Source organism: Cupriavidus sp. CP313 (genome assembly GCF_054072015.1).
The window spans coordinates 167,201-178,400 of record NZ_JBSVZB010000019.1 but is presented as its reverse complement, the minus strand read 5'-3'; the positions used below and the strand labels follow the sequence as shown (position 1 = coordinate 178,400).

At 68.2% G+C, this 11,200-nt stretch carries 10 protein-coding genes; 7 read left to right on the top strand and 3 right to left on the bottom strand.

Annotated features, from left to right (window positions below; translation table 11 throughout):
• Together ACW4E8_RS24650 and ACW4E8_RS24645 are read left to right on the top strand one after the other, a co-directional pair.
• Positions 1-1,030 (top strand): transposase (locus ACW4E8_RS24650; RefSeq protein WP_456806907.1); only part of this gene is annotated, 1,030 nt, incomplete at its 5' end.
• 25 nt (positions 1,031-1,055) lie between these two features.
• Positions 1,056-2,006 carry a delta(1)-pyrroline-2-carboxylate reductase family protein gene (locus ACW4E8_RS24645; RefSeq protein ID WP_456806906.1) on the top strand — a complete coding sequence of 317 codons (951 nt, stop codon included), beginning with the start codon at positions 1,056-1,058 and terminating at the stop codon, positions 2,004-2,006.
• On the opposite strand, the gene ACW4E8_RS24640 is transcribed toward ACW4E8_RS24645, so the two are convergent.
• Positions 2,007-2,639 (bottom strand): TetR/AcrR family transcriptional regulator, encoded by a 633-nt coding sequence (locus ACW4E8_RS24640; RefSeq protein ID WP_456806905.1) that lies wholly within the window; start codon positions 2,637-2,639, stop codon positions 2,007-2,009.
• 180 nt (positions 2,640-2,819) lie between these two features.
• On the opposite strand from ACW4E8_RS24640, the gene ACW4E8_RS24635 reads away from it, so the two are divergent.
• Both ACW4E8_RS24635 and ACW4E8_RS24630 read left to right on the top strand, forming a co-directional pair.
• Positions 2,820-4,808: an alkyl/aryl-sulfatase gene (locus ACW4E8_RS24635; RefSeq protein WP_456806904.1), complete on the top strand. Its 1,989-nt coding sequence runs from the start codon at positions 2,820-2,822 to the stop codon at positions 4,806-4,808.
• A 270-nt stretch (positions 4,809-5,078) separates the two neighbouring features.
• Entirely contained in the window at positions 5,079-5,801 is a 723-nt protein-coding gene (locus ACW4E8_RS24630; protein WP_456806903.1) for an OmpW/AlkL family protein, read from the top strand.
• A gap of 71 nt (positions 5,802-5,872) precedes the next feature.
• On the opposite strand, the gene ACW4E8_RS24625 is transcribed toward ACW4E8_RS24630, so the two are convergent.
• Complete coding sequence (locus ACW4E8_RS24625; protein WP_035817353.1) at positions 5,873-6,073, bottom strand: heavy-metal-associated domain-containing protein; 201 nt, start codon at positions 6,071-6,073, stop codon at positions 5,873-5,875.
• Positions 6,074-6,271: 198 nt separating this feature from the next.
• On the opposite strand from ACW4E8_RS24625, the gene ACW4E8_RS24620 reads away from it, so the two are divergent.
• The 3 genes from ACW4E8_RS24620 to ACW4E8_RS24610 all read left to right on the top strand — a co-directional run bounded on the left by ACW4E8_RS24620 (position 6,272) and on the right by ACW4E8_RS24610 (position 10,202).
• On the top strand, positions 6,272-8,749 hold the full coding sequence (locus tag ACW4E8_RS24620; RefSeq protein WP_456806902.1) for a heavy metal translocating P-type ATPase: 2,478 nt from the start codon (positions 6,272-6,274) through the stop codon (positions 8,747-8,749).
• Positions 8,749-9,168, top strand: coding sequence for a Cu(I)-responsive transcriptional regulator (gene cueR / locus ACW4E8_RS24615; protein WP_035817349.1), 420 nt, complete (start codon positions 8,749-8,751; stop codon positions 9,166-9,168). The genes ACW4E8_RS24620 and cueR overlap by 1 nt, the downstream gene beginning before the upstream one ends.
• A gap of 110 nt (positions 9,169-9,278) precedes the next feature.
• On the top strand, positions 9,279-10,202 hold the full coding sequence (locus ACW4E8_RS24610) for an alpha/beta hydrolase (RefSeq protein ID WP_456806901.1): 924 nt from the start codon (positions 9,279-9,281) through the stop codon (positions 10,200-10,202).
• A 10-nt stretch (positions 10,203-10,212) separates the two neighbouring features.
• Here the strand turns inward: ACW4E8_RS24610 and ACW4E8_RS24605 are convergent, their stop codons facing one another.
• The gene (locus ACW4E8_RS24605) at positions 10,213-11,100 is read right to left on the bottom strand and encodes a LysR family transcriptional regulator (protein WP_456806900.1); all 888 of its coding nucleotides are present in this window, start codon (positions 11,098-11,100) and stop codon (positions 10,213-10,215) included.
• Positions 11,101-11,200 lie beyond the last annotated feature (100 nt).

Here is an 11,200-nt window from a genome sequence, read left to right as displayed (position 1 = left end):
ATACCTGCACCGGATGATGCGCAAGTACTTTCGGCACGGCGTTTCGAGTTGCGACAATCAGTTCATCGTCCGCTCGGACAAGCATCAGAGCAGCGTCAGGGACGGGCACCTGGTCATCACCATACACATCGCCAGGCAATATTGCCCTCCGATCGAGCTCACGACGAACAGCAACGGCAAGAACGTGGACCTCACGGGTTGCAACCTGCGTGTGATCGTGAAGGGTGACGCGGTCGAAATCCACTACGCTACTTCGAAGGCCGAAGGGCGCCCCTGCGGCACCGGGGAAATTGGTGTCGACAAAGGCTATACCGAGGCCTTCGCCGACTCCGATGGTGAGCATCATGGTCAGACCTTCGGCGCCGTGCTGAGCGCTTACAGCGACCAGGTTTCGAAGACCGGGAAAGCACGGAACCGGCTGCATGCCCTCGAAAAAGCCCATCGCAAAGCTGGTCGCATCGCCAAGGCCGAGCGCATCAGGAAGTGCAACCTCGGACGCGTGAAACTGCAGGCGCGCAGGGACCGCACGAAGCAGCGGTTGCGCACGATTGCCTACCAGTCCGCCCATACCATCGTGGACAAGGCGGCAGTGGTCGGTTCGGAGGATCTGACGTCCCCCATCAAGGGGAGGAGTCAGTGGCGGAACTACAACCGCCGCATGAGCGCATGGGCCAAGGGTGTACTGGCTCAAGCGCTCGATGAAGTTTGCACGCAGCGTGGGGCGACGCACGTCGTCGTCAACGCCGCCTACACGTCGCAAATGGACTCGTTCACGGGCTTGCTCGAAGGCAAGCGCAAGGACGACAAGTTTTACCGTACCAACGGGGACGTTCTTCAGGCGGACACCAATGCTGCGCGGAACGTGCGGAACAGGATTCATGACCGGGAAATCACCCGGTACATGCCTCACCTCCAGGTGAAGCAGATTCTGCTCGCGCGCTCCTCCGGCGCAACTGAGCGTCAAGCGGCTTCAGTTTGGCGGCGTAAGCCGCGTCAACGAAGTGCGGATAAATCCAATGCTCAACTTTGAGCAGATTTTATGGAACAGCCAGCGCATGTCCCTTGTCCCCCTCGATGCCGCCAGCACCGCGGCACGCCTGCCGTATCCCGAACTGGCGCAAGCCATCGCCGACATGCTGGCCGAGCTGCGCGACGGCACCGCCATGGCGCCGCCGCGCATTGCGCTGCCGGTGGGCGATGCGCAAGGTGGCGAAGGCACGCTGCTGGTGATGCCCGCGCGCAACCGCAGCCTGGTGATGACCAAGAACATCACCGTCCATCCCGGCAACCCGCAGCGCGGGCTGCCCAATATCCTCGGCGAGGTGGTGGTGGCCGACGCGCACACCGGCGAGCGCATCGCCATGCTCGATGGCCCTACGGTGACGGGACGGCGCACTGCGGCCGTATCGCTGCTGGCGGCGCAGTGTTTTGCTGCGCGCAAGGATGGCGAGCTGCTGGTCGTCGGCGCCGGCGTGCAGGCGCTGACGCACCTGGAGGCCTTCGTGGCCGGGCTGGGCGTGCGCAAGGTGTGGCTGCATTCGCGCACGCGCGACAAGGCCGAGGCGCTGGCCGCGCACGCGCGCACGCTGGGCGTGGCGGCGGAGGTGGCCGAGTCGGTCGCGGCGGTATTGCCGCGCGTATCGATGGTGGTCACGGTCACGTCCAGCCGCAGCCCGGTGCTGCCGGACCTGGACAGCGGCCTCTGGCGCGACGATCACTTCATTGCCGCGGTCGGCGCGTTCCGGCCGGACATGTGCGAACTGCCCCGGGCGCTGTGCCATGCCGCCGCCGATAGCGGCCGGCTGCTGGCCGATACGCTGTTCGGGATCGAGGACGAAGCGGGCGACCTGCTGCAGGCCGGCATCGACTGGGCCGACGTGCAGCCGTTCGAGACCGCGATCCTGCAGGCCGATGCCATCCGCGCGCGCGCCGGCAGCCCGCTGGTGTTCAAGAGCGTGGGCTACGCGCTGTGGGACCTGGCCGCCTGCGTGCTGGCCAGCCGCTGATCACTCCGCGCCGTCGCGGGCACGCAGCCAGTCGCTGAAGAGCTCGCGCGCCGGCGCCAGGAAGCCGGCGATCGGCTCGCTGCGGTCGCTGGCATACCAGTGGCAGTAGCAGCCGTGGATGGTCGCCACCATCAGGCGCGCCATCGCCGGGGGCAGCGGACGGCCGGGCGCGGACAGCGCTGCGGCCAGTTCCTGCACGTGCGCGTCCCAGCCGCGGCGGATTTCCTCGCGCACGCTGGGCGGCACGCTGCCCGAGAACAGCAGCGCCAGCACCACACCCTTGGCTTCCGGATTGGCCGTGAAATAGTCGGCCACCCGGTCGAAGGCGTTTTCCAGCCGCCGCGCCGCGGTCTTGCCCCGGTGCGGCTCTGCGCCCAGCCCCTCGCCGATGTCCCGGAACAGGCTGGTTGCGGCCTCCGCCAGAAGCATTTCCTTGCTGCCGAAATGCCACAGCAGGCTGCTCTTGGCCACGCCGGCCTCGGCGGAAATCTGGTCGAGGGTCACCTCGGCGTAGCCGTGCGCGCTGATCAGCCCGCGCGTTGCGGCAATGACGCGTTCGCGGGTTTCCAGGCCGCGGCGGTTCTTGGTGACGGAGGCTGGAGGCTTTTGTGCGGCCGGGCGGGTCGGTGGCATGGGCGGGGGCGGAAGACAGGTGGTGCCGGCGGCAATTTAGGAATATTCGGGCCGGATGCCTATTTGACAGCGGCCGGGGTCTGCCAGCAAACTCCAGTATTGTACTGAACGTTCAGCACAATTATAGAAGCATTGCAGGCCGGATACGGACATCCGGCCCAGGATTTCCAGGAGACCAGGATGTCGTACCCGACTGCCATTGCCGCAGCCGCCGCCGCGCTGGCTGCAGCCGCCATCAGCCTTGCCGGCACCGCCGGCGCCGCACCTGCCCCGGCCACCGCGGGCAATCCCGCCACCGATGCCACTGCCCGTGCCAATGCGGCCGTGCTGCAACAACTGCCGTTCCAGGACCGGCGTGACTTCGAGGCCGCGCGCCGTGGCTTTATCGGCACGCTGGACAACACCGAGATCCGCGACGCCAAGGGCAACGTGGTGTGGGCGCTGGACCCCTACGGCTTCCTCAAGCAAGACCAGGCGCCGGCCACCGTGAACCCCAGCCTGTGGCGCCAGGCGCAGCTGAACATGCATAACGGGCTGTTCCAGGTGACGGACCGGATCTACCAGATCCGCGGCTTCGATATCGCCAACATGACGATCATCGAGGGCGACACCGGCCTGATCGTGATCGACCCGCTGACGGCGATGGAGACCTCGCGCGCCGGCCTCGACCTGTACTTCAAGCACCGGCCCAAAAAGCCCGTGGTCGCGGTGATCTATACGCACAGCCATGGTGACCACTTCGGTGGGGTCAAGGGCGTCATCAGCGAAGACGACGTCAAGGCGGGGCGGGCCAAGGTGCTGGCCCCGGAAGGCTTCATGGAAGAGGCCGTCAGCGAGAACGTCTTCGCCGGCAACGCCATGAGCCGCCGCGCCCAGTACATGTATGGCTTCAACCTGCCGCGTTCCGCCACCGGGCAGGTGGATGCGGGGCTGGGCAAGGGGGTGGCGCACGGCACGCTGACGCTGATCCCGCCGACGGACCTGATCCACAAGACCGGCGACACGCGCACCATCGACGGCGTGCTGATCGAATTCCTGATGGCGCCGGGCACCGAGGCCCCGGCCGAGATGCTGATGTACTTCCCGCAGTGGAAGGCACTGTGCGCCGCCGAGGACGCCACCCACAACCTGCACAACCTGTACACCATCCGCGGCGCCCAGGTGCGCGACGCCAACCAGTGGTGGCGCGCGCTGGACGAGACCATCGACCGCTTCGGCGGCCGCACCGAAGTCTTGTTCGCCCAGCACCACTGGCCTACCTGGGGCCGCCAGGACATCGTCACCTACCTGGGCAAGCAGCGCGACGGCTACAAGTACATCCATGACCAGTCGCTGCGGCTGGCCAACATGGGCTACGTGCCGGCCGAGATCGCCGAGCGCGTGAAGCTGCCGCCGTCGCTGGCCGCCGAATGGCATCTGCGCGACTACTACGGCACCGTCAGCCACAACGCCAAGGCGGTGTACCAGCGCTACCTGGGCTGGTATGACGCCAACCCTGCCAACCTGAACCCGCTGCCGCCGGAAGAGGCGGGCAAGCGCTACGTCGAATTCATGGGCGGCGCGGCGCGCGTGCTGGAGCAGGCGCGCGCGGCGTACGCGCGTGGCGAGTACCGCTGGGTGGCCGAGGTGGTCAAGCACGTGGTCTTTGCCGATCCGTCCAACCAGGCTGCCCGCCAGCTGGAAGCCGACGCGCTGGAGCAGCTCGGCTACCAGGCCGAATCCTCGACCTGGCGCAATGCCTACCTGACCGGTGCCGCCGAACTGCGCAGCGGCCCGCCCCAGGCCGGCCGCCGCGCCGGCAGCCCGGACGTGCTGGGCGCCATGACCGACACCATGTTCCTGGATTACCTGGCGATCAGCCTGAACGGCGACCGCGCGGCGGGCAAGACGCTGGCGCTGAACTGGGTACAGCCGGATACCGGCAAGCGCTATGCGCTGACGGTGGAAAACGGCGTGTTCCGCTACAAGCCCGACGCGCAGCACGCATCGCCGCAGGCCACGCTGACCATGCCGCGCGCCGTGCTGATGGGGGTGCTGGCCGGCCAGACCACGCTGCAGGCCGAGACTCAGGCGGGCCGCGCCCGTGTGGACGGCGACCCGCAGGCGCTGGCGGCGTGGACGGCGCTGATGGACAAGTCCGAGCCGAACTTCGCCATCGTGACACCCTGACGGCACCGGGATGGGGCTGGCAGGCGGCATCTGTTGCGCGCCAGCCCCATAAAACCTCGTTTCATCGAGGGTTTCTTCCGGCGCGTGACATAAACCGTTGCGCCGATGCTGCGGCAAAGCGTCTTGCGAGCCATTTCCGTTGGGATTTTTTAGTGGTTAACCCTCCCTTTAGGGGGCGTCCTCTACGAATCAGTGTCATCGGTGAAACAGTCGTGCATCGGCTGGCCGGATAATGCACACGGCAGTAACCGTATGAGGAGTAAGAGGACTATGAAATCCACCTATAAGAAGATGCTGGCGGCAGGCGCTGTCATGGCGCTGGCCGGAGCCGCACACGCGCAGTCGGCCGGCAGCAATATCGTCAGCATGGGCTGGTTCCGCGTGATGCCGAACAGCTCCGCCGATCCGCTGACCGTCGACAGCATCAATGGCCGCCCGGTCGGCATGACCCGGCCGAACACCGGCGCGGAGATCGAATCCGCCGACACGCTGGGCCTGGCCTTCACGCACTACTTCACCGACAACATTTCCGGTGAAATCGTCGCGGGCATTCCGCCCAAGCATGACGTCAAGGGCACCGGCAACTATGCCCAGTATGGCAAGCTCGGTTCGGTCAAGCAGTGGAGCCCGGCGCTGCTGGTCAAGTACCACTTCTTCGACGCCAAGACCAGGTTCCGTCCCTACGTCGGCATCGGCGTGAACTACACCTGGTTTACCGACGAGACCATCACCAACCAGAACTTCGTGAACCGCGAGTTCTTGCCGGGTGCGCGCATGACCGCCAGCGCCAAGCCGTCGTGGAACCCGGTGTTCAACATCGGCGCCAACTACGCCATCAACGACAACTGGTTTGTCGGCCTGTCGGTATCGTACGTGCCGCTGTCGACCCGCGCGTCCTTCACCACCCAGGCGGGCCCGGTGACGATCCAGTCGCACACCAAGATCAAGATCGATCCGGTGGTGACGTTCCTGAACGTGGGCTACCGCTTCTGAGCGCGGCACACTGACAGCAGAAAGGGCACCCGGGGGTGCCCTTTCTTATTGGTGCCGGCGCGGTGGTCAGCTTACGCCACCGACTTGACCGGATAGCCAGCCTCTTCGATGGCATCGCGCAGGGCCTCGGTGTCGGCACCGCTCTCGACGCGCACGGCCTGGGCGGGCACATCCGCGCTGACACGCGCGGCCGGGTCAACCGCCTGTACGGCACGCGTGATGGCGCCCACGCAGTGGTTGCATGACATGCCTTCGACCTGGAACTGGATCATGATGGGACTCTCCTGGACGGGATGGGAAAGGCGGCAGGGTGCCGCGACAGACATAGTTTGAACCTTCCCATGGTGGGAAGCGCAAGGGGAATCTTGTTGGCGCCAATGTGACGGTAACTCCCTGTGCATTCGGCCTTGACCTTCCAATGATGGTAAGGTCCATGATGCTGACATCGACACTGTGGATGACTCAGAACCATGCCAAATTCCAGCGCTGTGCTCGCTTCACAACCTGTCCGGCCGGCTGACCGGCCGGCTGACGATACGCCCGAATGGCGCCTGCCGGTCGACGGCATGACCTGCGCCTCGTGCGTGCGCCGCGTGGAGAACGCATTGGCGCGTGTGCCGGGCGTGCGCGACGTGGCCGTCAATCTGGCGACGGAAGCCGCAACGCTGCGCGCCGACTCGGGCGCGGTGCTGCCGGCCGCCGCCCGTGCCGTGGCCGATGCCGGCTACACGGTGCCGCAGGACACCATCGAACTGAATATTGCCGACATGACCTGTGCCTCATGCGTGTCCCGGGTCGAAAAGGCGCTGCGCGCCGTGCCGGGCGTGATGGACGCGCAAGTCAACCTGGCGACCGAGCGCGCCAGCGTCACGCTGCTGCGCGGCGCGGCGGATACCGCGGCGCTGGTGGCCGCAGTCGCGCGCGCCGGCTATGGCGCGACGCCGGTGGCCGATGCCGCATCGCAGGCGGGGCAGGGCACTGCCTTCTGGGACGGCCCCTGGCCGGTGGCGATCTCGGCGGCGCTGTCGCTGCCGCTGGTGGCGCCAATGGTGCTGGAATGGCTCGGTGTGCACTGGATGCTGCCAGCATGGGTGCAGTGGCTGCTGGCCACGCCGGTGCAGTTCGTGTTCGGCTGGCGCTTCTACAAGGCCGGCTGGAAGGCGGTGCGCGCCGGCGCGGGCAATATGGACCTGCTGGTGGCGCTGGGCACGACGGCGGCCTATGGGCTGTCGCTGTGGCTGATGTGGCGCACGCCGGCCGACGCCATGCCGCACCTGTACTTCGAAAGCGCGGCGGTGGTGATCACGCTGGTGCGCCTGGGCAAGTGGCTGGAGACCCGCGCCAAGCGCCAGACCGCCGATGCCATCCGCGCACTCGCGGCCCTGCGTCCCGATACCGCCCGCGTGCGCCGCGGCGGCGTGGAGCAGAGCGTGCCGCTGGCGGCGGTGCGCGTGGGCGACGAGGTGGTGGTGCGCCCCGGCGAGCGCATCCCGGTGGACGCCGAGGTGATCGAAGGCAACAGCCACGCGGACGAATCGATGCTGACTGGTGAAAGCGTGCCGGTGCCCAAGAAGCCCGGCGACCGCATCACCGGCGGCGCCATCAATTTCGAAGGGCTGCTGGTTGCGCGCACCGAGGCGGTGGGCGCCGAGACCGTGCTGGCACGCATCATCCGCATGGTCGAGCACGCACAGGCGGCCAAGGCGCCGATCCAGCGCATGGTCGACCAGGTCAGCGCGGTGTTCGTGCCGGTAGTGCTGGGCATTGCGCTGTTGACGGTGCTGGGCTGGGGCCTCTTTGCCGGCGACTGGGAAATCGCATTGCTCAACGCCGTTGCGGTGCTGGTGATCGCCTGCCCGTGCGCGCTGGGCCTGGCCACGCCCACGGCGATCATGGCCGGCACCGGCGCCGGCGCGCGCGCCGGCATCCTGATCAAGGACGCCGAGGCGCTGGAGGTGGCGCACCGCGTCAGCGTGGTGGCATTCGACAAGACCGGCACGCTCACGGTCGGCAAGCCGGAAGTGGTGGCGCTGCATGCGGCCGATCCCGCCGATGCCGACGGCAGCGCGCTGCTGGCGCGGCTGGCCGCGCTGCAGGCCGGCAGCGAGCATCCGCTGGCCCGCGCCGTGCTGGCTGCGGCGCAGGCACGCGGCATTGCCGTGCCGCAGGCCACCGAGGTGCATGCCCTGCCGGGCCGCGGCATTGCCGGCGTGGTGGACGGCCACGCGCTGCAGCTGGGCAGCGAGCGCCTGCGTGAAATGCTGGGCGCAGAGGCAGGCACGCTGGCAACGCTGGCGGACCAGTTGCGCGCAGACGGCCGCACCGTGTCGTGGCTGGTCGAAACCACGCCGCCGCGCGTGGCCGGGCTGGTCGCGTTTGGCGATGCCATCAAGCCGGGCGCGCCGGCGGCGATTGCCAGGCTGCGCGCGGCCGGCGTGCGCACCGTGATGCTGACCGGCGACAATGCCGGCGCGGCGGCGCGCGTGGCGCAGGCGCTGGGGCTGGACGACGTGCAGGCTGAGGTGCTGCCCGAAGACAAGGCTGCCCGCGTGCAGGCGCTGGGGCGCGATGGCGCGGTGGTGGCGATGGTGGGCGACGGCATCAACGATGCGCCGGCGCTGGCGGCGGCGGACGTGGGCATTGCCATGTCGACCGGCACCGACGTGGCCATGCACGCCGCCGGCATCACGCTGATGCGCGGCGACCCGGCGCTGGTGGCCGATGCGCTGGCGGTCTCGCACCGCACCGTGCGCAAGATCCGGCAGAACCTGTTCTGGGCTTTTTTCTACAACGTGGTGGGCATTCCGCTGGCCGCGGCCGGGTTGCTGAACCCGGTGGTGGCGGGTGCGGCGATGGCGTTCTCCAGTGTCAGCGTGGTCAGCAATGCGCTGCTGCTGCGCCGCTGGCGTCCGCAAGCCGGGGCCGCCACGGCACAGGGAGGCGAGTGATGAATATCGGCGAAGCGGCGCAGGCGTCGGGCGTGTCGGCCAAGATGATCCGGCACTATGAATCGATCGGGCTGGTGGCGGCACCGCCGCGCACCGAGGGCGGCTACCGCCGCTATGACGAACGCGCGGTGCATACCTTGCGCTTCGTGCGGCGCGCCCGTAATCTGGGATTCTCGCTCGACGAGATCCGCAACCTGCTGTCGCTATGGCATGACCGCGGCCGCGCCAGCGCCGACGTCAAGGCGCTGACGCTGCGGCATGTGGCCGACCTGGAGCTGCGCATCGCCGAACTGGCCGCAATGCGCGACACGCTGCGCGAGCTGGCGCAGCACTGCAGCGGCGATGACCGGCCGGATTGCCCGATCCTGGCCGATATGGCGCAGCCGGAAGCGCAGGACAGGCTTGCCTGCCACAGTTGAGCGGGACAGACAGTGCAAGGCAAAGCAGGCAGCAGGCAGCACCACAAAGAATAACGACAGCCGGCGCCAGCGCTTTGCTCGCGGTCCGTGCCGGCAGGAGACTTGCGCGAATGGAACAACCGATGACGGACGATCCTGCTATTGCCGACGCTTCCGGCATGCCTGCCGATACCCCTGCCGGCACGCACGCGCCGATGCAGAGCCGCCAGCGCATGCGCGACGGCACCGAGCTGCTGCTGCGCACCTGGCAGCCCGATCCGGCGCGCTTTGCCGAACCGCTCGGCTCGGTGCTGCTGGTGCATGGGCTTGCCGAGCATGCCGGACGCTACCAGCATGTGGCCGATGTGCTGTGCGGGCTGGGCCTGCGCGTGCGTGCGCACGACCTGCGCGGCCATGGCGCCAGCGGCGGCGCGCGCATGGTGGCGGACCATCAGGATACCTACCTGGACGACCTCGCCGAGATCTACGATGCCGCGGTGCCTGGCTGGAACGAGTTGCCGATCCTGCTTGGCCACAGCATGGGCGGGATGATCGCGGCACGCTTTGCCACCGCGCGCGTGCGCCCGGTGCGCGCGCTGGTGCTGTCCTCGCCCGCGCTGGCGCTGCGGCTGTCGGGCCCGATGCTGGCGCTGCACCGCGTGCTGCTGGCGCTGGCGCCGCGGCTGCGCGTGCCCAATCCGATCGATGCGCGGCTCTTGTCGCACGATCCCGCCGTGGTGGCCGCCTACCGCTCAGATCCGCTGGTGCAGACCACCATCACCGCCAGCGTACTGGAGAGCTTTATCCGCGGCATGGCGCGGGCCCAGGCCGATGCCGCGCTGCTGGAGGCACCCACGCTGATGCTGGTCGGCGGCGCCGACCGCGTGGTGGACCCGGCCGGCAGCCGCAGCTTCTTCGACAACGCGCCGCCGGCGTTGCGCGAAGAGGTCTGGTTCGAGCACGGCTACCACGAGATCTTCAATGAAGCGCAGCCGCTGCGCGGCGAAGTGTTCGCGGCGCTGACCGGCTGGCTGCAGGGCCACCTGCAGCAGTAGGGACGTTGGGCTAAGTCCTGAACACCGACTCGGCCACGCCGAAGACCGCCGCGACGACCGGGTCGTCGCGGCGCGTGGCCAGGCATACCAGCGTCAGCTCGGTCTGCACCGAGACCCCTTCCACGATCACCAGCCCGTGCGCATGCGACTCGCGCAGCGCGATCGCATCGCGCACCAGCGACAGCCCCACGCCGGAGCGCACGAGGTCCAGCATCGAAGCCTCCTGGTCGACATGCGCCACCTTGGGCACGCCGGCCGGGTCGACGCCGGCCTGCGCAAAGCGCGCGGACAAGAGCCGGTTGTGCGCCGATTCCGGCGGCGTCCAGATCCACGGCAGCGTTGCCAGCTGCGCCCATGAGCGCAGCGCGGTGCGCTCTTTCCAGCCCTTGGGCGCCACCACGTAGTAAGAGAAGGGCGTCAGCGTCAGCGCATGGAAGCCGGCGTCGGGCGGCTGGCCCAGGTAGAAGCCCACGTCGAGCGCGCCGCTGCGTACCTGTTGCAGCACCCAGCCCGACATGCCGTGGCGCAGCTCGGTGCCGATCTGCGGATGGCGTTCCACCAGCGTGCGCAGCATCGGGCCCAGCCGCGTGAATTCCGGATCGAGAATGGTGCCGATCGCCAGCCGGCCGCGCACGGTGTGATGCATCGCGCTGACGGTATGCTGCAGGTCGCCCACGCCGTCGAGGATGCGCTCGGCCAGCGGCAGCAATGCGGTGCCGTCGGCGGTCAGCGTCAGGCCCGCGGCAGTGCGCTCGAACAGCCGGATGCGCCACGCCGATTGCAGCGCCTTCAATTGCAGGCTCACTGCGGGCTGCGTCAGGTGCAGCCGCTGCGCGGCGCGGGTCAGGTTGCCCTCGCGCGCGACGGCAACGAAGGCGCGCAGGTGGTGGAGGTCCAAGGCGGTGTCGGGGCGAAAGGTGGCGCGGGAGCGTGGCGTGGTGCGGCGCAATATTTTGCGCGGCTTATATTGCGATTGACGATAAATCATTGGACGGGGC

Bases quoted from the DNA above. Each gene is read 5' to 3' on its own strand.
- cueR (WP_035817349.1), top strand. From the start codon at position 8,749: ATGAATATCGGCGAAGCGGCGCAGGCGTCGGGCGTGTCGGCCAAGATG.
- ACW4E8_RS24645 (WP_456806906.1), top strand. From the start codon at position 1,056: ATGTCCCTTGTCCCCCTCGATGCCGCCAGCACCGCGGCACGCCTGCCG.
- ACW4E8_RS24630 (WP_456806903.1), top strand. From the start codon at position 5,079: ATGAAATCCACCTATAAGAAGATGCTGGCGGCAGGCGCTGTCATGGCG.
- ACW4E8_RS24610 (WP_456806901.1), top strand. From the start codon at position 9,279: ATGGAACAACCGATGACGGACGATCCTGCTATTGCCGACGCTTCCGGC.
- ACW4E8_RS24640 (WP_456806905.1), bottom strand. From the start codon at position 2,639: ATGCCACCGACCCGCCCGGCCGCACAAAAGCCTCCAGCCTCCGTCACC.
- ACW4E8_RS24620 (WP_456806902.1), top strand. From the start codon at position 6,272: ATGCCAAATTCCAGCGCTGTGCTCGCTTCACAACCTGTCCGGCCGGCT.
- ACW4E8_RS24635 (WP_456806904.1), top strand. From the start codon at position 2,820: ATGTCGTACCCGACTGCCATTGCCGCAGCCGCCGCCGCGCTGGCTGCA.
- ACW4E8_RS24625 (WP_035817353.1), bottom strand. From the start codon at position 6,073: ATGATCCAGTTCCAGGTCGAAGGCATGTCATGCAACCACTGCGTGGGC.